This window comes from Streptomyces lavendulae subsp. lavendulae (genome assembly GCF_002803845.1).
GTDB classification, from domain to species: Bacteria; Actinomycetota; Actinomycetes; order Streptomycetales; family Streptomycetaceae; genus Streptomyces; species Streptomyces lavendulae.
Genome location: NZ_CP024985.1, coordinates 2,049,229 through 2,075,277, shown reverse-complemented (window position 1 = coordinate 2,075,277; position 26,049 = coordinate 2,049,229). Strand labels below are relative to the sequence as shown.

At 73.2% G+C, this 26,049-nt stretch carries 19 protein-coding genes; 12 read left to right on the top strand and 7 right to left on the bottom strand.

All coding sequences use genetic code 11. The features are described from left to right. Positions 1-14: 14 nt before the first annotated feature. Genes SLAV_RS08745 through SLAV_RS08715 form a run of 7 tightly spaced genes read left to right on the top strand, consistent with a single transcriptional unit; the run spans position 15 to position 11,278 of the window. Entirely contained in the window at positions 15-1,193 is a 1,179-nt protein-coding gene (locus tag SLAV_RS08745; RefSeq protein WP_051841306.1) for a hypothetical protein, read from the top strand. Beyond that, the gene (locus tag SLAV_RS08740) at positions 1,190-3,709 is read left to right on the top strand and encodes a hypothetical protein (RefSeq protein WP_051841305.1); all 2,520 of its coding nucleotides are present in this window, start codon (positions 1,190-1,192) and stop codon (positions 3,707-3,709) included. Before SLAV_RS08745 ends, SLAV_RS08740 begins: the two co-directional genes overlap by 4 nt. Beyond that, the gene (locus SLAV_RS08735; protein WP_030237584.1) at positions 3,706-5,040 is read left to right on the top strand and encodes a hypothetical protein; all 1,335 of its coding nucleotides are present in this window, start codon (positions 3,706-3,708) and stop codon (positions 5,038-5,040) included. Before SLAV_RS08740 ends, SLAV_RS08735 begins: the two co-directional genes overlap by 4 nt. Beyond that, positions 5,037-6,620, top strand: coding sequence for a vWA domain-containing protein (locus tag SLAV_RS08730; RefSeq protein ID WP_051841304.1), 1,584 nt, complete (start codon positions 5,037-5,039; stop codon positions 6,618-6,620). The genes SLAV_RS08735 and SLAV_RS08730 overlap by 4 nt, the downstream gene beginning before the upstream one ends. After that, positions 6,617-7,276 carry a 4Fe-4S single cluster domain-containing protein gene (locus SLAV_RS08725; protein WP_030237580.1) on the top strand — a complete coding sequence of 220 codons (660 nt, stop codon included), beginning with the start codon at positions 6,617-6,619 and terminating at the stop codon, positions 7,274-7,276. Before SLAV_RS08730 ends, SLAV_RS08725 begins: the two co-directional genes overlap by 4 nt. Further along, entirely contained in the window at positions 7,266-8,633 is a 1,368-nt protein-coding gene (locus SLAV_RS08720) for a hypothetical protein (RefSeq protein WP_030237579.1), read from the top strand. Before SLAV_RS08725 ends, SLAV_RS08720 begins: the two co-directional genes overlap by 11 nt. Beyond that, positions 8,630-11,278 (top strand): AAA family ATPase, encoded by a 2,649-nt coding sequence (locus SLAV_RS08715; protein ID WP_063760354.1) that lies wholly within the window; start codon positions 8,630-8,632, stop codon positions 11,276-11,278. Before SLAV_RS08720 ends, SLAV_RS08715 begins: the two co-directional genes overlap by 4 nt. Here the strand turns inward: SLAV_RS08715 and SLAV_RS08710 are convergent. After that, on the bottom strand, positions 11,268-12,212 hold the full coding sequence (locus tag SLAV_RS08710; RefSeq protein WP_030237566.1) for a coiled-coil domain-containing protein: 945 nt from the start codon (positions 12,210-12,212) through the stop codon (positions 11,268-11,270). The two genes, SLAV_RS08715 and SLAV_RS08710, sit on opposite strands and share 11 nt — an antisense overlap. Positions 12,213-12,306: 94 nt before the next feature. Here SLAV_RS08710 and SLAV_RS08705 point away from each other — a divergent pair, with 94 nt between their 5' ends. Both SLAV_RS08705 and SLAV_RS43105 read left to right on the top strand, forming a co-directional pair. Continuing rightward, a complete protein-coding gene (locus SLAV_RS08705; protein WP_030237565.1) occupies positions 12,307-12,636 on the top strand; it encodes a CU044_2847 family protein in 330 nt (109 codons plus the stop codon). Between the two features lie 38 nt (positions 12,637-12,674). After that, complete coding sequence (locus SLAV_RS43105) at positions 12,675-17,099, top strand: serine protease (protein ID WP_279638165.1); 4,425 nt, start codon at positions 12,675-12,677, stop codon at positions 17,097-17,099. Between the two features lie 57 nt (positions 17,100-17,156). Here the strand turns inward: SLAV_RS43105 and SLAV_RS08695 are convergent, their stop codons facing one another. Together SLAV_RS08695 and SLAV_RS08690 are read right to left on the bottom strand one after the other, a co-directional pair. After that, the gene (locus SLAV_RS08695; RefSeq protein WP_030237562.1) at positions 17,157-17,645 is read right to left on the bottom strand and encodes a glutathione peroxidase; all 489 of its coding nucleotides are present in this window, start codon (positions 17,643-17,645) and stop codon (positions 17,157-17,159) included. A gap of 86 nt (positions 17,646-17,731) precedes the next feature. After that, entirely contained in the window at positions 17,732-18,418 is a 687-nt protein-coding gene (locus tag SLAV_RS08690) for a hypothetical protein (protein ID WP_030237560.1), read from the bottom strand. A 279-nt stretch (positions 18,419-18,697) separates the two neighbouring features. Between SLAV_RS08690 and gcl the strand changes: the two genes are divergently transcribed. Next, positions 18,698-20,476: a glyoxylate carboligase gene (gcl, locus tag SLAV_RS08685; protein WP_030237559.1), complete on the top strand. Its 1,779-nt coding sequence runs from the start codon at positions 18,698-18,700 to the stop codon at positions 20,474-20,476. A 118-nt stretch (positions 20,477-20,594) separates the two neighbouring features. Here gcl and SLAV_RS08680 read toward each other — a convergent pair whose 3' ends face one another. The 4 genes from SLAV_RS08680 to SLAV_RS08665 all read right to left on the bottom strand — a co-directional run bounded on the left by SLAV_RS08680 (position 20,595) and on the right by SLAV_RS08665 (position 25,187). Further along, positions 20,595-21,185, bottom strand: a complete 591-nt coding sequence (locus SLAV_RS08680) for a TetR/AcrR family transcriptional regulator (protein WP_030237556.1) — start codon at positions 21,183-21,185, stop codon at positions 20,595-20,597. Positions 21,186-21,683: 498 nt separating this feature from the next. Further along, positions 21,684-23,141, bottom strand: coding sequence for a catalase (locus SLAV_RS08675; RefSeq protein ID WP_030237554.1), 1,458 nt, complete (start codon positions 23,139-23,141; stop codon positions 21,684-21,686). Positions 23,142-23,387: 246 nt separating this feature from the next. Next, positions 23,388-24,278 carry a 2-hydroxy-3-oxopropionate reductase gene (locus SLAV_RS08670; protein ID WP_030237553.1) on the bottom strand — a complete coding sequence of 297 codons (891 nt, stop codon included), beginning with the start codon at positions 24,276-24,278 and terminating at the stop codon, positions 23,388-23,390. A 75-nt stretch (positions 24,279-24,353) separates the two neighbouring features. Further along, on the bottom strand, positions 24,354-25,187 hold the full coding sequence (locus SLAV_RS08665; RefSeq protein ID WP_030237551.1) for a TIM barrel protein: 834 nt from the start codon (positions 25,185-25,187) through the stop codon (positions 24,354-24,356). A 126-nt stretch (positions 25,188-25,313) separates the two neighbouring features. Here SLAV_RS08665 and SLAV_RS08660 point away from each other — a divergent pair, with 126 nt between their 5' ends. Together SLAV_RS08660 and SLAV_RS08655 are read left to right on the top strand one after the other, a co-directional pair. After that, entirely contained in the window at positions 25,314-25,565 is a 252-nt protein-coding gene (locus tag SLAV_RS08660; RefSeq protein ID WP_078950568.1) for a thiamine-binding protein, read from the top strand. Next, positions 25,562-25,957: a helix-turn-helix domain-containing protein gene (locus SLAV_RS08655; protein WP_030237547.1), complete on the top strand. Its 396-nt coding sequence runs from the start codon at positions 25,562-25,564 to the stop codon at positions 25,955-25,957. Before SLAV_RS08660 ends, SLAV_RS08655 begins: the two co-directional genes overlap by 4 nt. Positions 25,958-26,049: the final 92 nt, after the last annotated feature.

The following is a 26,049-nucleotide window of genomic DNA, read 5'->3' as shown; positions in this document are numbered from 1 at the left end:
ACGAGGAGAGACCCATGGCCGAGGAATACTACGACCCGAACGACAGGCCCTCAGGCGGTGCGCCGGCCGACGGCTCCACGACGCCCCCGAAGCCCGCGCCCCCGCAGCCCAACGGGCAGCCCTGGTCCGGGCCCCCGGCCCGGCCCGTGGAGGCGGAGGTCCCGTACGGGTACGGGCCCGGCCCCGTCATGGACGGCAACCGGGATCCGGCGCCGATCCCCACCGCGCCGGCGGGCGCGAACGCCACCGACCACGTCCGGATAGGACTGTGGGGCGCGCCGCGCTCCGGCAAGACGAGCTTCCTCGGCGCGCTGCCGATCGCGGCGATGCAGGCCCAGCGGCACGGGCAGGGCAGCTGGCGGATCAGCGGCATGAGCCGGGAGGCCAACGGCTTCCTGAACGACAGCGTGACGCGGCTTTCGACCCGCCGGATCTTCCCCGAGGCGAGCGTGGGCCTGCGGAGCATGAGCTGGTCCGTCCAGGGGGAGGAACCGGCCCCGGGCGGCCTGCGCAGGCGCCCCCGCAGAGCCAGCTTCGTCCTGGACATCAACGACGCGGCGGGAGAGGTGTTCCAGGCGAACAACCCGCTGCACGAGGAGATCACCGACCAGCTCGCCCGCGCCCAGGGGCTGATCTACCTCTTCGACCCGCTGGGCGACCGGGAGTTGGCGACGGAGAGCTTCAACTTCTTCTACGCGACGCTCAACGAGCTGAACTCCAGGGTGCGGGACAGGAGGGGACACCACGACAACAGGCTCCCGCATCACGTCTCCGTGTGCGTTGCCAAGTTCGACCACCCCGCCCTCTTCGAACCCGCCATGCGGGCGGGATGGGTCACCCAGGACTCCACCGGATCCCGGCTGCCCCGCGTGCCCGCGCACCTCAGCGCCCGCTTCTTCCAGTGGCTGTGCGAGGACTTCCGCGGGGCCACCGCCCGGATGGTGCGCGACGGGCTCGCCACCTTCTTCCACCCCGACCGGATCTCGTACTACGCGACCTCGGCCATCGGGTACCGGCTCAACCCGCAGCACATTTTCGACTACAACAACTACGCCAACGTGGAGGAGGTCGAGGGCCGCCCCCGGATCTGCACCTCCCCCGAGCCCATCAACGTCCTGGAACCCCTGATCGACCTGGAGCGCAGGATCCACGCCAAGCCGGGCCTCTTCGGACCGAAGCGGAGCGGTCAGTGAACGAGGCCCCCGGCACCCACCCGCTGTCCGCCGACTGGTCGGTGGTGGGCAAGTACCCGGGGCGGACCATGGGGTACGAGGTCCTGCGCGGCAGCCTGCCGTCCGACCGGGCCGAGCGCTACTACTGGGGCGCCGCCACCGGCACCCCCGACGACCTGGAGCCCGCCGGCGGACTGCCGTGGCGGGTGTTCCTCAGCGGCGTGCCGGGGGAGAGCGGCCCCGTCTGCGCCCTGGTCGAGACGACCTGGGACGGCAGCGTCGACGGCACCGGCGCCCCCAGCTACACCTGGCGGCTGCTCGTCGTGGACTGGAGCCCCGCGACCGCCGCCCGGCTGACATGGACCGCACTGGACCGGGCCGCCCCCCGCGCACAGCCGGATCCGGCGGAGGCCGCCCTCGGCATCGAGGCCGGGCGGACCACGGCCGCCGAACTCGCCCGCACCGTCGACCGGCTGGGCTTCGACTGGGCGGCCGGGGTCGCGGCCCTGCTGCTGGAAGGCCGGCAGGTGGCGATCGTGGCGGCGCCGGGCGCCGGGCTCCCCGACACCGACGAGCGGGTCCTGATCCTCGACGCCGTCTGCTCGCTCCTGCCGTACGGGTGCCGGGCCTGGCTGAGCGCGGCCACCTGGACCGGCCAGTCCGAGCACCGCCTGATGCTGGTCTTCGCGGCCACCGCGCGGACCGGCCAGGCCGAGGCCCGGCTGGGCGCGGGCAGCCCGCCACCGGACCCGGGGACCGGCGTCGGGCGCGAGTACCTGAACGAGCTGCTGAGGCTCCGGGCCGGGCGGGAATCCACCGCCGAGCTCGTCGGGCACCTCCTGGTCGCCACCGAGCCCGTCTCCTCCCGCGATCCGCGGTCCGCCCTGCGCACGCTGCGGGAGGTGGACCTGCTGGACACGGTGCTCACGGAGATCCGACAGGACGGCGGCGAACTCGGCGACGTACAGAGGGTGCTGGACACGTACGGGCCGAACGGCCTGACCGAGGGGCAGCTGGGACTGCTCCTGCCCTTCGTCGCCCGCCACGCGCCGGCGGAGGTGCTGCTGCGGTACTGGAGCCCGCTGACCCCGCGGCTGCTCGCCGACGACGTCCTGACCGAAGGGGCGTCGCCGGCCACCTTCACCCGCGCCACCCAGTACCTGAGGGTGCTGCGCGGTGTGGAGGCGTACCGCCCCGGCGCGTTCGACGAGCTGTTCACGGCGATGGCGACGGAGCCGGCCCAGGAGCCCGGCTGGGTGGCCCAGCTCATCTACCGGACGGAACACGAGCTCGGGCACACCTCGGAAGCCGCCGACCTGGTCCTGATCGGCTCGCGCGAGGTGCGGGACGCATGGCTGCGCACGCTCCTGAAGGACCGCAGCCACGACCTCGCGCCGCTGCGCCGGATCGTCCGCTCGGCCGTGCGGGACACGGGGAACTGCCCCGCCGGATGGCTGCGGTTCGCCGCGGTGCTCACCGGTGACCTGCGCCCCGGCCAGGTGACGGCCGCCGACGTCACCGAGTTCACCGACGCCGGTGAGGACGCCTGGCGCATCGCCCTGGACGCCGCCGGACGCAACGGCACACCGGCCGTCATCGGTCTCATGTGGTCCCGCCTGCGCGAGGTGGCCCTGAGGACGGCCCCGCAGCAGCTGCTCACGGAGCTGAACAGGGTCGCCGCACCGGGCGGGCCCGGACTCGAACCGGAGGCGGCCGCCGACGCGGACCTGCTGTGCGCGATGGCCGGCGCCATCCTGCGGGGCCAAGGGCCCACCACCCCGACGATGCCCCGGCTCCGCGGGCTCACCGACCCCGGCGCCGCCCGTCCCTACGCGACCACCCTGATCGGGCGGATCGACGCCGACCCCGAAGTGAAGAGGCTCGCGGTCGAGGCGTTGCTGGGCGACACGCCCGACCCCGCCTCGTGGAGCGTGCTGTCCCAGCTGATGAGGCAGCGGCCCAGTACCGAGGAGGTCGTGTGCGACAGCCTGGAGCGGCGGCTGGCCGCGGACCCCGGCCCGTGGATCGACGCACTGCCCGAGGACCTGGTGTCTGCCTTCGGCCGCAGGCAGCGGCTGAGCTGGCTGCGCCCCGTCTGGCAGCTGCGCAAGGCCGTCCTCGCCGGTGAGGACCTCGTGGAACTGGGCCGGGTCGTCGTCGAGGCCTGCCCCGACCGGTCGGTCCCCCCGGCGCTGCTGGCCGAGCTCATCCCCGTGCTGTACACCCGGGGACCCCGGGCCGTGTACGAGTTCGGGTACGAGCTGGACCGGCGGGCGCCCGGACTGGGCATGGCCCTGTACCGGGCACTGGGGCAGAGCGAGTGGGCGCGGGACGTGCGCGCGCAGCTGCGCCAGTTCAGCTACGTGGAGACGGAACGCCACTACCAGATCCTCACGTTGCTGGGCGTCCCCCGCCGCGGCGCCCCTCCGCAGCCGCCTCCGGCACAGCCGCCGTACCAGGACCCCGGTCCGCGGCAGGCGCAGCAGGAGGAGAAGAGGGGAAAGTTCCGCGACCGCTTCACCCGGGGCAAGCCGTGAGCGCCGCGGCCGTGGCCGTCGACGCGGGAACCCGCTTCACGCGCATCGCCGTGCCCGGCGCCGACGGCGCCCCCGGGCTGGTCCGGCTGTCGGGCTCGGTACCCGGCGAGGGCGTCCCCGTACCGGCGGACGCGGGCGCCCGTCCCTGGGCCGCCCTGCGGGACGCCTACGCGCAGTACTGCGCGGGCCACGGCTTTCCCGACCGGGTGGTGCTGGTCGTCAGGGAACAGGACCGCGCCGGGGCCGCGGACCGGGCGGCGGACGCGCTGACCGCCGTCCACGGCACGCGCCCGCCACCGCGGATCCGTTTCCTGGGCACGGCCCACGCGGTACTGGCGCTGCTCCGGCACGCGGGCACGGCGCCCTCGGGCCGGTACGCCGTCTGCGCACTCGGCGCGAGCGCGGCGGAGGTGTCGGTGTGCGCCCCGGCCTCCGGCGCCGTGGCCGTCACGGACCGGGCGTGGCACGCCCCCGCCGACGGCTACGGCGCCCACCTCGACCGGGCGCTGCTGGCCGCCGTCGGGCTGCCGGACGACGCCGCGGGACTGCGGGCGCTGGCCGCGACCCGCTCGGAGGCGGGCGCCGCCGAGCGGCTCGACGTCGCGCTGCGCCGCGCGGACAGCCATCACGGCCGGTACGACGAAGCGGCCGTCCACCGGATCGACGGGCGGGAGATCACCGCGGGCGCGGTGCGCCGGGCCCTCGGACCGCTCACGGCCGGACTCGACCACCTGCTCGACGAGGTCCTGGGCGGCGCGCCCGCCCCGCCGGTCGTCGCGGTGGGGGGCGCGGCCCGGTTCGGCCCGCTGACCCGGCACCTCGCGGACCGGCACGGGCCCCTCGCCGCCCTGCCCGGCGGCACCGACCCCGCCCTCGCCGCCGTCTTCGGCGCCGCGCTGGTCGCGGCCGGCCGGGCCGACCCGGGCGACCGCTACCCGCACGCCGTCAGCGTGGGCACCCACCGCGTCACCGGCGGAGCCCCCCGGCCGCAAGAGCTGGTGATCAGCCCCGCCGGAGTCCTGGAACCCGGCGGCGCCACCGTCTTCGCGGAAGCCGGGGGACACCGCGTCGCGGTGGCGACGGGTGCGGCACACCCCGCCGATCCCGCACGGCCGGTACGGGTACGGGTGCGCGACGCCCGGGGGGAGCACACCGGGACCGTCGCCACCCTGACCCTCCCCGCGGGAGGCGGAGGCGAGCACTGCCACGTAGGAGTACGCATCGCCGTCGACGGGACGGCCCATCTCGTGCTGCACCCGCTGGGCGCCGCGGCGCCCGCCGAACACCCCCTCGGCACCCTGCCGACCGACCTTGAGGGAGCAGGTCCGTGAAGCACCCCACCCCGCCACGGGCACCCAGGTTCGCGCGCGCCGCGCGGGGAGGGGCCGCGCTGCTGACCGCCGTCCTGCTGGCCGCCCCACCGGCGACCGCACGGGCGACGACCAACGACCCGGCACCCTCCCGGGCGGAGATCCACCAGGCCCTCGGGCTGGACGACCAGCCCGCCGACTACGTCGTCCTCGTCGACACCTCCGGGTCGATGAACCAGGACGGCCGCTACGACACGGTCCGCTCGACCATCGGCAGCTTCCTGAACGGCATGTCGCCCAAGGACCACGTCGCGCTCTTCACCTTCGACTCCCGCCCGCAGCCGCGCTACATCGGCTCGGCCGGCGACAGCGCCGCGATCATGTCCAAGCTGCCCGCCGCCCCCGACCCCGCCGGGGACACGGACATCGGCGAGGCGCTCGACGCGGCACTGACCGAACTCGAACGCGATCACGCCTCGGCGGTCGCGTCCGTGGTGCTGCTCACCGACGGCGAGCACCACCCCGTCGGGGGCTCCCGCTACCCCGATGCGACGGGGCCCGCCTGGACCGCCCTGCGCGGGCGCGCGCAGGCCCTCGCCGAACGCACCGAACTCGCCGGGTACGCGCTGCCGCTGGGCAACGGCGCCACGGGGGCCGACCTGCTGGGCGACGTCGTGAAGAACACCACCGTGCTGCGCCCCGACAGCATCCAGGACCTCGGCTCGTACCTGGCACGGGCCGGGGAGCGCACCCGGATCCGCAAGGCGCAGCTGCTGCTGGCCGGGGACGTCGGCAAGGGGGTGACCGCGGAGTGGTCGGACGCCGCGCGCGCCGATCTCACGAGCGGGTCGGCGACCGCGAAGCTCACGCTCCGCTCGACGTCCCGGCACGTACCCCTGACCGTCACCGGCGCGAGCGCCTCGCTCGGCGACCCGTCCGTCGCCCTGGACGGCCTGCCGGGGCAACTGACCCTCCGGCCGGGCGAGTCCCGGACCTTCGACGTACGGCTGAGGGGCCGGCTCCCGGCGGGCCCGCTGCCGTACCGCCGGGTGGAGGAGGCCGACGCCACGCTGAAGCTGTCCGGCCGGGTGACCTCTGCGTGGGAGCAGCCGCTCGCCCCCGACGTGCGGTTGAACGTTCCCCAGCAGGTGCGCGTCACGGGGGCGGCGGTGCCGCTGCGGGCCACGGTGGGATCGGCTGTTTTCCTCCCCGGGGTGCTGGGCGGCGGCGCGCTGCTGCTGCTCACCGGCTGGCTGTGGTGGCGCAGGACCCACCGGCCCCGACTGCGCGGCGAGTTGCTGCTGACCCGGGTGTTCGGTGACGCGTTCACCGACCGTGTCGAACTGACCGGCCGCACGGTGACGCTGCGGCCCCCGTCGGTCGGCGGACGGGGCCGGGTCCGCGGCCGGCGCCGGTCGACCGGCACCGGCCCCAGGATCGACCTGCTGATCCGCTACACGCCGGACGGCTCCACCGCGCGCGAGAGCGGCGCGACCTGTCTGCCCGACCGGGACGTCGTCGTCAACGGGGTGTCGTTCACCTACCTGTCCGGACGGGCCGCGCCCGGCCCTTCGGGCACCCCCGCCGGCGGGCCGCGGTGAGCGCCGCCACCCCGGCACTGAACGTCGCGGCGACCCGGATCGGCACCGAGGCGCTCGGGCCGGGCCTGCGGTCCGTGCTCTGGGTACAGGGATGCCCCTTTCGCTGCGCCGGCTGCATGTCCCCCGAATGGATCCCCGACCGGCCCGCCCGGCGGGCCGAACCGGCAGCCCTGGCAGCCGAGTTGCTGAGCGACCCCCAGGTGGACGGCCTGACCTTCTCGGGGGGCGAGCCCATGCAGCAGGCGGCCGGGCTCGCCGAGGTGGCACGGCTGGCCCGCCGGGAGCGCGAGGTCTCCGTGATCTGCTTCACCGGCTACCGGCTCGAACGGCTCCGCTCCGCGCCGCCGTCCCCGGGGGTCCCCGCACTCCTGGCCGCGGTCGACGTACTGATCGACGGCCGGTACGTGGCGGCGCTGGACGACGGCCGCGGACTGCGCGGCAGCACCAACCAGCGCATCCACCACCTCACCCGGCGGCTGGCGGACTGCGGGTACGACTTCGCCCGCCGCCCCAGGACCGCCGAGATCGCCATCAGCGGCCCGGAAGCCCTGCTCGTCGGCGTCCCGCCGAGCGGGCTGCTGGCCGCCTTCGACAGCGCGGTCGACTCCGTACGAGCCCGCACCTCCCCGGGAAGGGAACTGCCCCATGAGCGGTAGGAAGCGCATCCAGGTCGACGAGTCCGAGTGGTACCGCCTCCAGCGCAACGCGCAGAAGCTGAAGGAGGTGCAGCGCAACCTGCCCCGGCTGATCGACGACGTCCGCAAGCAGACCCGCGCCGACATCGACCGCACCTTCGGCAGGGTCGAGGAGCGCCAGCGCCGGCACGAGGAAGTGGTGCGCGGCCTCAGCGAGCAGACCCGGCAGCTGGAGGCCGACACCTCGCGACGGCTCCGGGAGCAGGCCCGCGAGCTGCACCGGACCCTCGACGAGACGGCGGGCCGCATCCAGGAGGACTCCCGGCGGCAGCTGGCCGCCCACCAGGAGGCCGTACGCCGGGAGATCGCCGCGGAACGCGCCGAACGCCGCGCCGAGACGGCCCGGCTGTCCGCGGAGATCGACGTGATGAAGCAGGACCGGGCACGGGCCGAGGAGACCGTCCGTACCTGGCTCTCCGACAGCCGGGCCATGGCCGGGCTGATCGAGCGGTCGCTGCCGCACGAGCGCTACGCCCCCGGGGAACTGGACCGGCTGACGCGCCGGCTGTCCACCGCCGAGCAGAACGCCTCGCACGGCCGGTTCGACGCCGCCCTCGCCGTGGTGCAGGAGACGTACCACTCGCTCAGCGAGCTGCGCCTCGACATCGAACAGCGGGAACTGGAACGCTCCTGGGCCCAGACCGCCGCCGTCGAGGCCCTGGTGCGGATCGGGAAGCTGATCGAGGGCAACAGGGAACGCCCCGTCCTCGGGGCGGACGGCCGGTCCCTGCCCGGGTACACGCTGGACGTCACCTACTGGTCGGCCGGGGAGCTCGACGAGCTGGGACAGGAGACGGAGCGGGCCCTGGCACGGGCGCGCGACGACGGGACCGACACCGGCGAACTGCACGCGCTGCGGGAGCGGGCACCGGGGCTCGAAGGCGCGCTGGGGGAAACCGTCGAACGGGCCGGCATGCGGCAACTGGCCTCGCAGATCCGGGTTAACCTCGCCGACGCCGTGGCCCAGACCCTCAGCGACTACGCCTTCTACGACCTCGTCGACAGCGAGTACCAGGACGCCGACCCCCGGGGCGCCTACTACGCCAAACTCCGCCACGACAACGGCAACGAGATCGTCCTGGACATCTCGCAGGCCGTCCAGGACGAGGGGGAGTGCGTGATCCGCGTGCACTCCTACGACCACGACGTGACCGCCGAGGCCGATCTCACCGCCCGGGCCCGGGCGATCGGGCAGGGGCTGGCGGCGGAGGGCCACCAGGTGTCGGAACCGGTGAGCGAAAAAGGCGACCCCGATCCGCTGCTGCGCGACATCGAACGGCACCGCGCCCGGCAGCAGCCCCGGCCCGGGACGGCATGACCGGGCCCGCGACACCGCCCGCGCCCGGCCCCGGGCCGGCCGTGGAGCGGTTCCCCGCCGCCGCCCTGCGCGGCGGGGAACCGTTCGCCGTCCTCTACGGTCCGGGCGTGGACGACGTCTTCGTCGACGGCGGTCACCAGGTGTGCACCCTGGAGGAGACCCTGTGGCGGCTGCTGCGGGCCGAGGGCTACGAGCGGATCGTCTTCAGCTCCCTGTCCGATCCCGTCTACTTCCGCGACGACGCCTCGCGGGACCGGTCCCGCAGGGCCGCCGCCCCGCGCCGGGCGGCGCCGCGCACCATGCGCCACCCGCAGCTCAGGGGCCCGCTCGGCGGGATGCTGGTGTCCGGCCTCGGCGCGGGCGGCGGCACCGGGGAGCGGGGGGCGGATCCGGCCGGCGCCGCGGGCGCCACCGGGCCCGCGCCGTCGGCGGCGGGCGTCTCCGACCCGTTCGGGGTGATGACCCTCGCCGGGTACCTGCGTGGGCGCGGCCAGCGGACCGCCGTGGTGTTCCCGTACGCCGAGGAGGTCCTGCGCCACCACAACGCGGCCCGGCAGCTGGCCCACGCCATGGCGGACTGGTCCCAGCAGAGCGACGGACACAACCTGTGGGTGCTGGTGTTCCGCAGGCCCACCCTGGAGGCAGTGGCCGGGTTCGTCGCGGGACAGGGCGGCTTCCCGCTGCTGGAGACCTTCGTACGCCAGCAGATGGAAACTCCCGGGCGCCCCGGTACGGCACGGATCGGATTCCCGCAGGCCGCCGAGGTGGAACGGCTGATCCACGCGACACGGCTGCGGGACGGGCTGCGGATCGGCGACTGGCGGGAACTGGCCCCGATCGTACGGGTCATGGCCGGACAGCCCTGGAAGGCCCGGACCTGGCGGACCGAGCTGGTCCGCCTGGCCCGGCAGGGCGGCGCGCTCGACGCCGACGCCGTCCGGGGCTGGGTCGAGGGCGCCGACACCGACCCCCGCCCGGCCTGGGAGCGGCTCGACGCCCTGCCGGGGCTGGACGCGGTCAAACGGCACTTCGAGCGCCTGCGCGCCCAGGTCGAGGCCGCCGCGGCGCTCCGGGAGGCCGGTCACACCGCTGCGGCCGAACCCCCCGCCCTCCACCTGGTGTTCGCCGGGAATCCCGGGACCGGGAAGACCACCGTGGCCCGGCTGGTCGGTGAGGTCTACCGGGACCTGGGCCTGCTGGGCCGGGGCCACGTCGTGGAGGCGAAGGTCCGGGACCTGGTCGCCGGATACGTGGGCCAGACGGCCGCGCTGATCGACGAGACGGTGGAACGGGCCCTGGACGGAGTGCTCTTCATCGACGAGGCGTACGGACTCAGCGACCAGAGGGACGGGTTCGGGGGCGAGGCGATCCAGACGCTCATCAGCCGCATGGAGAACGACCGCGGCAGACTGGCCGTCGTCGCGGCCGGATACCCGGACAAGATGGAGGAGTTCCTGGAAGCCAACCCGGGCCTGCGGAGCCGGTTCCCGACCGTCCTGGACTTCACCGACTATCCCCCCGACACCCTGCTCGCGATCCTCCTCGGGCGACTCACCCGGCGGGGCCCGCGCCCGAGTCCCGAGGCCGAGGAGGAGCTGGCCCGGATCGTCGCCGGGATGTACCGGACCAGGGACGCGACCTTCGGCAACGCGCGGGAGATGCGGACCCTCGCCGACGAGGTCTACGCCCTGTGGGCCGCCCGGGTCCGCCGCCACGTCGACCGGCCGGTAGTACCCGGGGACATCCCGGAGGCCTACCGGACGCACCTGGCCCCGCCGGCCCCCGACCCCGACGGCCTGCTGGCGGAACTCGACCGCTACGTCGGGCTGGGCCCGGTCCGCGGACACCTGACGCAGCTGGCCAACCGGCTGCGGCTGCGCCAGGCCAGGGGAGGGGAGGGCTTCGCCGCCCCGCACCTGCTGTTCACCGGGCCGCCGGGGACGGGGAAGACCACCGTGGCCCGGCTGGTGGGGAGGATGTTCCGGGACCTCGGCCTGCTGCGCAAGGGACACGTGCTGGAGGTCACCCGCGCCGAACTCGTGGGCGTGCACATCGGGGAGACCGCCCCCAAGGTGCAGAAGGCCGTTCAGGACGCGCTGGACGGCGTCCTGTTCATCGACGAGGCGTACAGCCTGGCCCGTGACAGCTCGTACGGGGGCTACGGAGCCGAGGCCATCGACACCCTGACCCGGGAGATGGAGCACTGGCGCGGCCGCCTGGTCGTGATCGCCGCGGGCTATCCGCGGGAGATGGCGGAGTTCCTCGACGCCAACTCCGGTCTGAAGTCGCGGTTCACGGAGCCGATCCCGTTCCCGCCGTACTCCACCGCCGACCTGGTGGAGATCCTGCGCCGGTCGGCCGCCGCCGAGGGGTACGCCCTCGGGGCGGGCGTGGCGGACCGGGCCGCGCGCTGGCTGGAGCGCGGGCGGGCGGCGGATCCGGCCGGCTTCGGCAACGCCCGGACGGTCCGCGGGCTGCTGGAGGTCATGGAGGGCAGGATGGCGGCCCGGTTCGCCCAGCACGGATGGCCGCAGGGCCCCGGCCCCGACTCCGGAACGGGCTCCGGTCCCGCTCCCGTCGTCCCGTTGGAGTTCGAACCGGCCGACGTCCCGGACCCGGCGGCGGGCGGCCCGCTCACCGGATGACCGAACGCCCCTGCGCCTCCTCGGAGTCACGGGCCTCCAGAACCCGGCCCAGCGCCCGGTCCGCGTCCCCGAGCCGCCGCTCGATGTCCGCGGCGGCGGCCTCCACCTGCTCCAGCGAGGTCAGCTCCGGCCCGCCGCCGGCTCCCCCCGGAGCCAGGAGCGCCCGCGCGACATCGCGGTTGGCCTCGGCGTGCAGCCTCAACGACACCAGCTGCGCGCCCCGTTCGGTCCGGATCCGCTCCAGGAGCTCCTGTCCGGACGCGAGCGCGGCCGCGCCCTCGGCGTGTTCGCGTCCCTCGGCGGCCAGCGCGCCCTGCACGGCCGCCGCCCGTTCGAGCACCTGTCTGGTCTGTGGCCCCAGGGCGGCGAGCTGGTCCTCCGAGAGGCGGATCAGCGCGTCGCCGCTCGTGCGCAGTGCGTCCTCGACCCCGGCGTCCCTGCCGCGCAGCGCGGTCAGCCGCTCCCCGATGACCTGCTGCTGCTCCCGGAGCGCGTCCAGCGCGACGACCAGCCGTTCCAGCCGGCGCAGTTCGTCCACCTGGCGGCGCAGCTCCCCGTGCTGTTCCAGTCGGCTGCGCAGGGCCTCCTGCGTCGCCACGAGCTTCTCCAGCTCCGCCCGTTCGTCCGATACCTGCCCGGTCACCTCGGCGAGCCGCCGCACCAGCCCGTCCGTACCGCCGCCCACCAGGTCCCCGGGCATCGCGGCTGCCAGCAGGGCGGGCAGCGCCTCCTCCAGTCCGCGGCCGTGCTCCAGCGCGTCGTCCAGCGCGTACAGGGCCCCGAGCGCGCGGGCCCCGCCGGTGTCGCCGCCCACCCGGCGCACCGCGTCCGCGGCCCACCGCAAGGCGCTGCCCAGTACGCGCAGAGCGGCTTCCACGTCGTCGGCGTCGGTGGCGTCCAGCGTGTCGGCTATCTCTCGTCTGGCGTCGTCCATGGCGATCACCGTATCGCCGTGAACCCGCCCGCATCCGGCACTTGCGGGACTACTCTTCACGGAGCGGTTCCGCAGCGATGAATTCGGGGGACTCATGGCCGAGTTGGTGCGATTCGACGGTCCTGATGGAGCGTCGCTCCTGGTCGAGGTGGAGGAAGACGCGCCGGGTCTGGAGCGGATCTCCCGGGACTCCGACGGGGTGGTGCGGGCGGGCCGCCGACTGGAGGCCGCCCTGACCGCCGTCCGTCCCGCGATCCGCTCCGTGGTCGACTCCGTCAGGTCCCTCGGGCCGGACGAGTACGAGGTCGAGTTCGGGATGAAACTCAACGCGGAGTCCGGAGTGGTGATCGCCAAGACGGCGGTCGAGGGACACTTCAGCGTCCGGATCCACTGGAGCCGTTCCGCCGCCGGTCCCGCGGACTGACCCCGTTGTCCGCCGCGTGGGAACGCCCGCCCTGGCTGGTGAGCATCCGCCGTTCCCCGCACGAGAACCCCGTCGGGGCCGGGATGCTGGTCGGCCCGCGGCACGTGCTCACCTGCGCCCATGTCGTACGGGCCGGGACGGCGCTCGGGATGCCGCGGGAACCGGTCTTCGTGGAGTTCCAGTACGCCGAGGCGCACGACCCCCTGCCCGCCACCGTCGTGCCCGGCGGCTGGCACCCGGCCACCGGCACCGACACCGGGGACGTCGCCGTCCTCGAACTCGGCTCACCGCCACCCCCGGAAGCGGTTCCCGCCCCGCTGCGGACCACGGACTCCGGCACCTGGGACCACCAGTTCCGCGCCTACGGCTACCCAAGGGAGCACCCCCGCCAGGGGGTACCCGTACGGGGCGAGATCATCGGCCACGCCGGCAGCGAGTGGCTCCAGGTCGAGGCGAGCCCCCACACCGGCTGGGCACTGGAACAGGGCTTCTCGGGCTCGCCCGTCTGGGACGTGCACAGCGAGGGCGTCATCGGCATGCTGGTCGCCCGGGACTCCGTGACCAAGGTCGACCGGCGCACGGCGTACGCGATCAGGGTCGAGACACTGGTCCGCTACTGGCCCGGACTGGGCGCGCACGTACGCGACGCCACGACGCGAGAGGTCAGGGAGCGGCTGGAGAGCCTGCTGTGGCTCCCGCTGACCGAGGACGGGGAGATCGCCCGCGTCGACCGGGTGGATCCGCACGACATCGGGGTCTCCCGCTCCACGTACAGCGACCGGCCCGGGGCCTCGCCCTACGTGCCCCGCAGCCCGCAGGACGGCCTCCTCGACGACGCCCTGCTCCGGTCGCGCTTCGTCCTGCTGGCCGGGCAGTCCAAGGCCGGCAAGTCGCGGACCCTGTACGAGGCGCTCCTGCGCACCCTGCCCGGAGCCCGGCTGATCGTCCCGCGCCCGGACGGCACGGACCGCCGGATCCTCGACGACCTCAGCCGGCTCGCCCTGCCGCTCGGCCAGGACCGCGCCGTCCTCTGGCTGGACGACCTCCACCGCTACCTCCGGCCCGGCGGCCTCGACCTGCAGATCCTCGACCGGCTGGCCCGGCGGCAGCCGGCCGTCACCGTCGTCGCCACCATCCCGGCGAAACAGCGGGCCGCCCTCGCCGGCATGGGGAACGACATCGGTCGCGTCGCCCGCACGGTCCTCGGCAAGGCGCACACGGTCGAACTGCCGGCGCTCCTGGCCCCTCAGGACACCGCCGCGGCGCGGGAGCTCTACCCCCGGGAGGACTTCGCCGCGCGCGGCATCGGCGAGCACTTGGTCGCCGCGCCCCTTCTGGAACAGCGCCTGCGCGACGGCGCGGAGAGCTGCCCCGAGGGCTGGGCGCTGGTGAAGGCGGCGACCGACTGGCACCGGATGGGCATGACCGGACCGGTCCCCGAATCCGCCCTCCTCGACCTCTTCCGCTCCTACATGTCCGCCCACTACCTGCGGTTCGACGCCGACGAGACCCTGTACCGGAGCGGCCTGGCCTGGGCCGGGGAGCCCGTGGCCGGGGCCATCGCCCTCCTGTACCGGGTACCGGGGCCGCAGGACCGGCCCGCGTACACCGGATTCGCCTACACCTCGGAGTACCTGGACACCCGCGCCGACGATCCCTCCGCCGCGGTGCCCCGGATCGCCTGGGAGTACCTCGCCGAGCACCGCACCCCCGCCGAACTGGTGCCGATCGCCTACGCCGCGCTGGTCCGGGAGGAGCCCGACGTCGCCGAGGGACTGCTGCGCAGGATCGCCGGGGCCTCCGGCGACCGGGACGGCGCGGCATGGGCCTCACTGATGCTCGGGCAGCTCTCCCTCATCCGGGGGGACGTGGACCAGGCCCTGGAACTGCTGGACGCGGCGGCCTCCTCCCGGACGGAGAACGTGGCCCCGCTGGCGCAGGTCGAACTGGCCGGCGCACTCGTGGTCAACGGCGACCGGACCCGCCCCAGACAGCTCCTGGAGAGCGCCGTCGCCTCCGCCGACCCGCAGATCTCCCGGCTGGCCCAGGTGGGCCTGGCCCAGGTCCTGGTCCTTCAGGGCGAGGGCGAACGCGCCGAACGACTGCTGGAGGCCGTCCTCGCGTCCGGGGACGCGGAAGCCGGGTACCTGGCCGGAGCCCAGCTGGCAAGGACCCTGACCGACGGCGACCTGGCCGGCGTACGCACCGGCCGGGAGCCGGGCACCGAACTCGGCAAGCCCGCGGCCGGCATGGGCGTCGCCCGGGGCCCCGGCGCGCCGGAACCGGCCGAGCGGCCGTGGACCCTGCCCCGCATGATGGGCGACGCGGTGGCGGGGCAGATCACCTCCGCGGCCCGCGCGAACCTCGGGGGCCTGCTGATCCACCAGGGCAAGCTGGACCGGGCCGAGGCCGTGCTGCGGTCGGTGGCGGACAGCGGACAGGCGCACGTCGTGCCGTGGGCCCTGGCGGGCCTGGGAGACGTACTGACCCTGCAGGAGAGGTACGACGAGGCCCGGCAGGTACTGGAGGCCGCGATCGCCACCGGACACCCCTACGTGCTCCCGGTCGCACAGGTCGGCCTGGCCGTCGTCCTGCTCGGAGGGGACGAGGAGGAACGGGGGGTGGCCATCCTGCGGGAGGTGGCCGGATCGGGACGCCCCGACCAGAGCAACCGGGCAGCCTGCGCACTCGGCGAATGGCACGCCGCACGCGGTGAGACCGGGCCCGCGGGGGAGTGGCTGGAGCGGGTGATCGCCTCCGACCACCCGGAGTGGGCGCCGCCGGCCCGGGTCGCCCTCGCCGTCATGCTCGCGGGGGAGGAGGGCGGGGCGGACCGGGCGCGGGCGCTGCTGGCCGAGGCGATGGGGTCCGGGCACCCCCATCAGGGCCCGCGGGCCGCCGACCTGCTCGGTGACCTGCTGGTGCGCGAAGGCCACCCGCGCGAGGCCGAGCGGGCCTACCGCACCGCGATCGATTCCGGACACTGGTACTGGGCGCCGCCGGCCCGGGTCGGGCTGGCCGTCATGCTCGCGGGGGAGGAGGGCGGGGCGGACCGGGCGCGGGCGCTGCTGGCCGAGGCGATGGGGTCCGGGCACCCCCATCAGGGCCCGCGGGCCGCCGACCTGCTCGGTGACCTGCTGGTGCGCGAAGGCCACCCGCGCGAGGCCGAGCGGGCCTACCGCACCGCGATCGATTCCGGACACCCCCACTGGTCCCTGATCGCCCGCTACGACCTCGCCGTCATGCTCGCCGACGAAGAGGACTTCCCGCGCGCCGAGGACCTGCTGCGCGGGCTGGCCGACTCCGCGGACGTGACGGCGGCGTCCTGGGGGAGGGCCCTGCTGGGCATGGTGCTCATCGGCGGCGGGCGCCGGGCCGAGGGCATCGCACACCTGCGGGCCGCGGGCGACGCGGGCGTGCACCCGGCCTCCCCCATGGCCCGGTTCCGGCTGGCCAAGTGCCTGACCGAGGACGGGGACGACGACGGCGCCGCCGACCTGCTGCGTTCCGTGGTCGAGGACGAGCCCTCGGACGTCACCGAGGCCGCCAGGGCCTCGCTGTGCGTCCTGCTGCTGCGCCGCGGCGACCGGGAGGCCGCCGAGAACCTCCTGATGGGCGTGGAGACCTCGGGCGACGCCGGGGCGCTCGCCCTGGCCTACCTCGGCACCGGCGAGTTCCTGCTGGAGGTGGGGGAGGTCATCGCCGCCGGCGACCTCCTCGAAGCCGCTCTGGAGCTGGAGGACCCGAAGACCGCGCCCCGCGCCGGAGCCCTGCTCGGCGTCGTACGGCGCTCCATGGTCGACCCCGGGGACGCCTCGTCCGGGGAGGCACTGGAGGAGGCCCGACGGCTGCTCACGGACGCCCTCGACACCGGGGAGCCGTCCGTCGAACCGCTCGCCCGCCGGTACCTCGGCAGCACCCTCTTCCGCCTGGGCCGGTACGCCGACGCCGAGCGGACGCTGCTGCCGCTGGCCCGCTCCGACGACACCGTGCACCGGCCGCAGGCACTGCTGCTGCTGGCCCAGGTCCTGGCGGTCGGGGACCGCCAGGAGGAGGCGTACCCGTGGTTCGAGCGGGCGATGGCCTGCGGCGACCCGGAAACCGGGTCCGCGGCCCGGCGCCTCTACTGCGAGCTGCTGATGAGCGCGGGCCTGCAGGAACGCGCCCGCGAGGTGCTGGCCCCGCTGGTCACCGAAGCCGGCGTGGAGGAGGAACCGCTTCCCGAGCCGCTCCCCGCACCGCCCGCCGGACCGGCCGCCGGACCGGCCGCCGGACCGCCCGCCGGACCGCCCGCCGGACCGGCCGTGGAGCCCGGACCGCAGCGCTCCGCCCCGCACCCGCTTCCGGCCGGGGTGCTCGCGCTGCTCGGGGACGTCGCCGCGGCCGAAGGGGACGAACGGGAGGCCCGCTACTGGTACGGCCTGGCCGGACGGTCCCCGGCCGCATCGGGCCCACCGCCGTGACGGGCCCGGCCCGCAGCCGGGGCGGCTGCGGGCCGGGTACCCGCACGATCCGTACGCCTACGCGGGCAGGTGCGCCTCGATCGCGGCGATGACCTCGGGGGCCTCGGGCTCGGTGCGCGGGCGGAAGCGCGCGACGACCTCGCCGGCCGGGGAGATCAGGAACTTCTCGAAGTTCCACTGGATGTCCCCCGCCTCGCCGTCGGCGTCCGGGGTCTTCACCAGCTCGCGGTACAGGGGGTGCCGGTTCTCGCCGTTGACCTCTGACTTCTCCAGCATCGGGAAGGTGACGCCGAAACCGGCCGCGCAGAAGGTCTGGATGTCCTCCGCGGTGCCCGGCTCCTGGCCGCCGAACTGGTTGCAGGGCACGCCGATGACGGTGAAGCCCTTCTCGGCGTACGTGAACTGCAGCCGGGCCAGCCCCGAGTACTGCGGGGTGAGCCCGCACTGGGAGGCGGTGTTCACGAGGAGGACGGCCTTGCCCTTGTGGGCCGCGAGGCTGGTGGGCTCGTCGTCCAGGGTGGTCAGCGGGATGTCGTACAGGCTCATCGGGCTCTCCTCGGCAGGCAGGGGGAACAAGAAAGGCAAAGGGACGGACGGAAGAACGGGCGGGCACGGGCCCGCGCCCTCCGAGCCTAGGCCCCCTGCGCCACCAGATCCTCCGCCGGGTCGTTGACCGGCTGGGGCGCGCCCGTGAGGTCCATGACGAACAGCGGCACCGCCAGCTCGTCCGCCCGGCTCCGGGCCTCCTCCGTGTACCCGGCCAGGGAGAAGCAGACGCCGGTCGCGGCGGCCGTCAGGGCGTTCAGCCAGACGCACTCCACGGCCCGCAGCCCGACCGGGGCCGTGGAGGGGTCCACGTGCGCCACCACCCCCGGGGCCCGCAGGTCGGCGGCCGCCGAGGGGGCAGCGGCGCCGTCGGGGCGCCGTACGTCCGGGAAACCGAGCCAGCGCAGGTACAGCGCGGCCGTCACCACGGCGTCCCCGCCCGTACGGATGGTCACCGGCCGGAACGCCGGCCGCGCGACGCCACCCGCTCCGGGGGCCGCCCCGGTACCCGGCGGGCGCACCGGGACCCGGACCACGGTCCCGCACGTCCCGCACCCCAGCTCCGGCTGCGGCCACTCGCCCTCCCGGCCGCAGGCCCCGCACCGCACCGCCACCCAGCTCTGCGACCAGGTGCGGTACGTCACCGGCCGGACCTCCGCCGACGGGTCCAGGGGTGGGGTCACGGGGTTTCCGCAGGCGCAGGGGAAGGAGGGAGCCGCGTAACCGTTCTCGCGCCCGCATCCCGGGCAGCGCACCCGTACCGCTTCCGTCATGAGACCAGGTCCCCCTCGCCGTCGCCGTGCGTGTCCCCATGCTCCACCACCGGCGGCCGCCGGGGCGGGCGAGGGCGCGGATTGCCGCCGGATCCGGCCGAAGGACCGGCCATTTGTGCAACTCACCGAACGGGATGCGCCTTTTGGTGGGTTCCGGGGTGCCCCACCGCCTTGACGTGCGCGAAGTGGCCGCTTAGCTTGTTCCGTATAGCAGAACAATAATTCCGCATTACGGAAAAAGTCTGACCGCCGGACCCGCAGGAGAACTCGATGCCTCGTATGACAGCCGCCGCCGCTGCAGTGGAGATCCTCAAGCTTGAGGGTGTCGAACAAGCGTTCGGTGTCCCCGGTGCCGCGATCAACCCGTTCTACCGCGAGCTCAAGAACGTGGGCGGGATCGCCCACACGCTGGCCCGCCACGTCGAGGGCGCCTCGCACATGGCCGAGGGGTACACGCGTGCCAAGGCGGGCAACATCGGCGTCTGCATCGGCACCTCGGGTCCGGCCGGCACCGACATGATCACCGGCCTGTACTCGGCGATCGCCGACTCGATCCCGATCCTGTGCATCACCGGTCAGGCTCCGGTCTCGAAGCTCCACAAGGAGGACTTCCAGGCCGTCGACATCGCCTCGATCGCCAAGCCCGTCACCAAGGCCGCCACCACGGTCCTGGAGGCCGCGCAGGTCCCCGGTGTCTTCCAGCAGGCGTTCCACCTGATGCGGTCCGGCCGTCCGGGCCCGGTCCTGATCGACCTCCCGATCGACGTCCAGCTGACCGAGATCGAGTTCGACCCCGAGACCTACACCCCGCTGCCGGTCTACAAGCCGCAGGCCAGCCGCGCCCAGGCCGAGAAGGCCCTCGGCTTCCTGCTGGAGGCCGAGCGCCCGCTGATCGTCGCCGGCGGCGGCATCATCAACGCCGACGCCACCGACCTGCTGGTCGAGTTCGCCGAGCTGACGAACATCCCGGTCATCTCCACCCTCATGGGCTGGGGCACCATCCCGGACGACCACGAGCTGGCCGCCGGCATGGTCGGCGTCCAGACCGCGCACCGCTACGGCAACGCGACGTTCCTGGAGTCGGACACGGTCATCGGCATCGGCAACCGCTGGGCCAACCGTCACACCGGCTACAACCTGGACGCCTACACCAAGGGCCGCAAGTTCGTCCACGTCGACATCGAGCCCACCCAGCTCGGCAAGATCTTCGCCCCCGACTTCGGCATCGCCTCCGACGCCAAGGTCGCGCTGGAGCTGTTCATCGAGGTCGCCAAGGAGCTCAAGGCCGAGGGCAAGCTGCCGGACTTCTCCGCCTGGGCCGCCTCCGCGCAGGAGCGCAAGGCCACCCTGCAGCGCCGTACGCACTTCGACAACATCCCCCTGAAGCCGCAGCGCGTCTACGAGGAGATGAACAAGGCGTTCGGTCCGGAGACCCGCTACGTCACCACCATCGGTCTCTCCCAGATCGCGGCCGCGCAGTTCCTGCACGTCTACAAGCCGCGCCACTGGGTCAACTGCGGCCAGGCCGGCCCGCTCGGCTGGACCATCCCGGCCGCGATCGGCGCCGCCACCGCGCAGCCCGAGACCCCGGTCGTCGCCCTGTCCGGCGACTACGACTTCCAGTTCATGATCGAGGAGCTGGCGGTCGCCGCCCAGCACAAGGTCCCCTACGTCCACGTCCTCGTGAACAACGCCTACCTGGGTCTGATCCGCCAGGCTCAGGGCGGCCTCGGCATCAACTTCGAGGTCAACCTCGAATTCGAGAACATCAACACCCCGGAGATCGGCGTCTACGGCGTCGACCACGTCAAGGTCGCCGAGGGCCTGGGCGTCAAGGCCATCCGCGTCACCGACCCGGACAAGCTGGGCGAGGCGTTCGAGACGGCGAAGAAGTGGGCCGCCGAGCACCAGGTCCCGGTCGTCGTCGAGGCCATCCTGGAGCGCATCACCAACATCGCGATGAGCAAGACGGTCGACATGAGCGACGTCACCGAGTTCGAGGAGCTGGCGACCGAGCCGGGCCACGCCCCGACCGCGATCCGCCCGCTGTCCGTCTGACGGTCCGCGCCGCCGGCGCGGTGAAACCCGCGCCGGCACCGGTGTGAGCGTACGAGAACGGCCCCCGTACCTCCTTGAGGAGGTACGGGGGCCGTTTCGCGTGTCCGCGGCCGCCGCTTCAGCCGGGGTACGGGCCCAGCTCCGCGTCCACCGCACCCTTCAGCAGCGTCCGGGCCCGCTCCAGCTCCAGTGAGCCGCTCAGCCAGCGCTCGCTCAATCCTTCCACCAGGGAGTTCAGCCGCTCCGCCACGTCCATCGGGATCGCGGCCGGATCGGCCTGACCGGCCGCCTGGGCGTCCGCGACGGCGTCGGCGGTGTCCCGGTTCCAGCTGTGGGTGGACTCGGTGAGGGCGGCGCGCAGGTCCGCGTCGAAGATGGCGGTGGCCCGCAGCTCGCCCCAGGCGATGCTGTTCTCGCGCACCCGGGGGGTGTCCTGGAGCTCGCCGAGCAGCAGCTGGAGCAGGACCGCGCGGGCGTCCTCGGTGCCCTCCACGGCTTCGATGGCCTCGTCGGTGTAACCGGTGGCGCGGTCGCTGATGAAGCCTAGGGTGCGCTGCACCAGCCCGGCGCGGTCCTTGAAGTGGTAGTAGATGAGGGCGGTGGACACCCCGGCCTCGGCCGCCAGTTCCTCGACCCGCAGCCCTCTGACGCCGTTGCGCGCGATGACGCGGACGGCTGCTTCCAGGATCAACGCTTGACGGTCGGCCACTCTCGCTCGCGCCCTTCGGTCGGACCACTTGACTGAGCTTTCAGTCAGCACCCACGATAGCTCCCGCCCGAACCGGCCCGTGCCCACGGCCCGTTCGGATCAGTGGAGGCAATGGCAAAGCGCCGAGTCACGGGACCGTCCGTGACTCGGCGCTCTGGTGGTTACCGCCCGACGGAGCGAGGCTGGCGCGACAGGACGTTCGCTTCGCCGGGCGGAGTGGAAGGCTCCTTCCCTTTCCGCAGGGGGCTCTGTGCGTAGACCCTGCGGAAAGGGACGGAGGAGTGTGGCTGGGACCGTGGCGGTCGGCGACGAGAACTCCGGCGTCGTCTCCCTCAGGTCAAGAGACGGGCCTCGGAACCCATTACCACCGCACTGGCTCGCACGCCCGCCACGGTCCTCGTCCGGCCCTCACCGCGTACCACCCCTCATCCGGGTCCGCGGTGCGGGCTCAGCACCCGGGGCATGACCTCCCGTCAGGCCCCAGGTACAACTTGCGGCTCAGGCGTCGCGCAGGGCGCGGACGGCCTCCTCGACGCGCTTGCCGTAGTCGGCGTCGGCGGCGTGGAAGTGAGCCAGGTTCTTCTCGATGACGTCTTCCAGGGTGACCTGGGAGAGCCCGCCGGCGATGTTCGCCACCAGACGCTCCTTCTCGGCCTCCGACATCAGGCGGTAGAGCTCACCGGCCTGGAAGAAGTCGTCGTCCTTGGTGTGGGCCGGGGCCTCGTGGGTGCCCGTGTAGCCGGAGACGGCCTTCGGGGCGCCGAGGGCGAGACCGGTCTCGGCCGGGCCCTGGTACGAGTTGGGCTCGTAGTTCTTGTCGTGGCGCGAGCCGTTGCGCAGCGCCATGACGCCGTCGCGGCCGTAGTTGTCGGCCGTGGTCGCCTTCGGGGCGTTGACCGGCAGCAGGGTGTGGTTCACACCGAGGCGGTAGCGCTGGGCGTCGGCGTACGCGAACAGGCGGCCCTGGAGCATCTTGTCCGGCGAGGCGGTGATGCCCGGGACGAAGTTGTTCGGGGAGAAGGCGGACTGCTCGACCTCGGCGAAGACGTTGTCCGGGTTGCGGTCGAGGACCAGACGGCCCACGCGCTGCAGCGGGTAGTCGCTGTGCGGCCACACCTTGGTGAGGTCGAACGGGTTGAAGCGGTAGTCCGCGGCCTCGGCGGCGGGCATGATCTGGACGTAGAGGGTCCAGCTCGGGTTCACGCCGCGCTCGATCGCCTGGAGCAGGTCGGTCTGGTGCGAGTTGGCGTCCTTGCCGACGACCTCGGCGGCCTGCTCGCCCGACAGGCAGCGGATGCCCTGGTTCGTCTTGAAGTGGTACTTGACGAAGAAGGCCTCGCCCTGGGCGTTGGTCCACTGGTAGGTGTGGGAGCCGTAGCCGTTCATGTGGCGGTAGGACGCCGGTATGCCGCGGTCACCCATCAGCCAGGTGATCTGGTGCGTGGCCTCGGGGGCGTGCGCCCAGAAGTCCCAGACGTTGTCCGGCTCCTGCTTGCCCGTGAAGGGGTCGCGCTTCTGGGAGTGGATGAAGTCGGGGAACTTGATCGGGTCCTTGATGAAGAACACCGGGGTGTTGTTGCCGACGAGGTCGTAGTTGCCCTCTTCGGTGTAGAACTTCAGGGCGAAGCCGCGCGGGTCGCGGACCGCGTCCGCGCCGCCGAGCGAGTCGGCGACGGTGGAGAAGCGCAGGAAGGTCTCGGTCTTCTTGCCGACGGTGTTCAGGAACGCCGCGCTGGTGTACGCGGTGACGTCGTCGGTCACCTCGAAGTAGCCGTAGGCGGCACTGCCGCGGGCGTGCACCACGCGCTCCGGGATCCGCTCGCGGTTGAAGCGGGCGAGCTTCTCCAGCAGCTGCTGGTCCTGGACCAGGAGCGGGCCACCGACGCCGGCGGTGGCGGAGTTCTGATTGTCGGCGACCGGGGCGCCGGACTCGGTCGTCAGCGTGCGCTTCGACATGGTGACCTTCCGTACGGGGTAACTGCTGACGGAAAGCGATTTCCGTCATGCGGAACAGCCTAATTTCGGCGTGAACTCGACGTCAACAGTTTGTTGAAAGAAAGAAGAGAGGAGAGGTGATCCGGACGGTGCCGGCGCTTGGGCGCGACAGGACAGGTGTCAGCACCGGCACCATCCGGAAACTCGGGCCCCGTTCGTGCGGGGGCGGGCGGCGGCCCGGGACAGCGGGCCACCGCGGGGGGTGGATCAGACCTGGGCGCCGGAGAGGCGCTCGACCGCGCGGAGCAGCGCGGAGTGGTCCAGGCCGCCGTCACCCTGGGCGCGCAGCGAGGCGACCAGCTGGGCGACGACCGCGCCGACCGGAAGGGCCGCGCCGACGTTGCGGGCGGCGTCGGTGACGATGCCCATGTCCTTGTGGTGCAGGTCGATCCGGAAGCCGGGCTTGAAGTCGCGGTTCAGGAAGTTGTCCTTCTTGCGGGTCAGGACCGTGGAGCCGGCCAGACCGCCGTTGAGGACGTCCAGGGCGGCGGTGAGGTTCACGCCGGACTTTTCGAGGAAGACCACGGCCTCGGCGCACGCCTGGATGTTCACCGCGACGATGAGCTGGTTGGCGGCCTTCACGGTCTGGCCGGAGCCGTGCGGACCGCACAGGACGATGACCTTGCCGAGGGCCTGGAGGACCGGCAGGGCCTCGTCGAAGTCGGCCTGCTCGCCACCCACCATGATCGACAGGACGGCCTCGATGGCGCCGGCCTCGCCGCCGGACACCGGGGCGTCGATGACGCGGATGCCCTTGGCGGCGGCGTTCTTCGCCAGGTCGACCGAGGTCTGCGGGGTGATCGACGACATGTCGATGATCAGCGCGCCGGACTTCGCGTTCTCCAGGATGCCGTTCTCGCCGTAGGAGATGGCCTCGACCTGCGGGGAGGCGGGCACCATCGTGATGATGACGTCGGCGTCCTTGACGGCCTCGGCGATCGAGCCGGCCGCGGTGCCGCCGGCGGCGGCCAGGCGGTCCAGCTTGTCCTGCTCCAGCGTGAAGCCGGTGACCGGGTAGCCGGCCTTCAGGAGGTTCTCGGCCATGGGGGAGCCCATGATTCCGAGACCGATCCAGGCAATCTTGGGGAGGGTGCTCATGATGAGGGTCCTTCTCTTGATGCTTCGTACGAAAAGTGCGTGAGGTGCCTGGCTGATCGCCCGGACTTGTTCCGCCTAGCGGGCGGCGCGGGCCTCGGCGGGGAGCCAGGCGAAGGACGCGGCGGCGTCGGCGGCCTTGTACTCCAGGCCTACGTAGCCCTCGTAACCGGCCTTCTTCAGCTGGTCCAGGAGCGCCTCCAGGGGCAGCTCGCCGGTGCCGGGGGCACCGCGTCCCGGCTTGTCCGCGATCTGGACGTGGCCGGTCTTGGCGGCGTACTTTTCGATGACCTCGGAGAGGTCCTCATCGTTCATCGCCAGGTGGTACAGGTCGAGCAGGAACTTGGCGTTCCCGAGGCCGGTGGCCTCGTTCACCTTGTCCACGACCTCGATGCCGGCCGGGGCGCTCACCAGGGGGTAGAGCGGCGACTCGGGCTTGTTGAGGGTCTCGATCAGGAGGATCGCGCCCACCCGGTCCGCGGCCTGCGCCGCCACGACCAGGTTCTTCAGGGCCAGCTCGTCCTGCACGGCCGGGTCGACGCCGTCGACCCGGTTGCCGTAGAGGGCGTTGAGCGCCTTGCAGCCGACCGAGGCGGCGAAGTCCGCCGCCACGTTGATGTTGGCGTTGAAGCGGTCCGACTCCTCACCGGGTACCGAGACCGCACCGCGGTCCGGGCCCGGCAGCCGGCCGGCGTAGAAGTTCAGGCCCACCAGCTGGGTGCCGGCGTCCTCAAGAGCCTTCTTGAGGGCGTCGAGCTCCTCCTGGGCGGGAGTGGGGGTCTCGATCCAGGGCCACCACAGCTCGACCGCCGTGAAGCCCGCCGCGGCGGCGGCCGCGGGGCGCTCCAGGAGCGGGAGTTCCGTGAAGAGGATCGACAGGTTCACATCGAAGCGCTGGTCCGTGTATCCCATGAGGGGTGTGCGCTCCTTCCGTATTGCGGAAGTTATTTTCTGCTTGATGGAAGACTGCACGGGGCCCGGCGCGGATGTCAAGTGCGGACTCCCGAAAAATCCCGACCGCGCAGTAGGTTGACCTGCGTGCGATTGAGAGTGGAGTTCACGACCGAGCCCTTCGACCTCGAAGAGGCCCCCGCCCACGCCGTGGCCGCCCGCGAGGTCATCCAGAAGGCCCAGCTGGACGCGGTGGACGTCGGCCCGTTCGGCAACACCGCCGAGGGCGAGTCCGACCGGGTGCTGACCGCGGTGGCCGCGCTGCTGCGCGATTCCCTGGAGGCCGGGGCGACGCGCGTCTCGCTCCAGGTCAACGTGATCGGGGAGGACAGCCCGTGACCGAGCCCCGTGACCACCCCTTCGTCACCGCGGTCAAGCCGCTGGTGGACGCGATGGGGGGCGAACTGATGGATCCCGCCCTGGCGCAGCCCGACGACGTCGTGCTGTCCTGGGAGGGCCGGGAGCTGCTCGCGGTGCGCCTGCCCCAGCTCTCCGAATCGCTGGACCACATCCTGGCGGCGCTGGAGCGGCGGCACGGCGTACCGCTGGCGCAGCTCGACCGGAAGTCCAAGCAGGACGTGGTACGGATACTGGAGGCGCGGGGCGCCTTCTCCGTGCGGCACGGCGTGGAGACGGTCGCGGGAGCCCTGGGCGTGAGCCGCTTCACGGTCTACAACTACTTGAACAGGGACGCCGGCGCTCCGAAGGGGTCCAAGAGCAGCCAGGAGTGAAGAAGGATTCACCCGTGGTGACCAGCCGCCGCCCAATTCACCCGGGCGGCGGCTTTTGTGTACGCGAAGTTTCAACAAAGTGTTGACGCCGT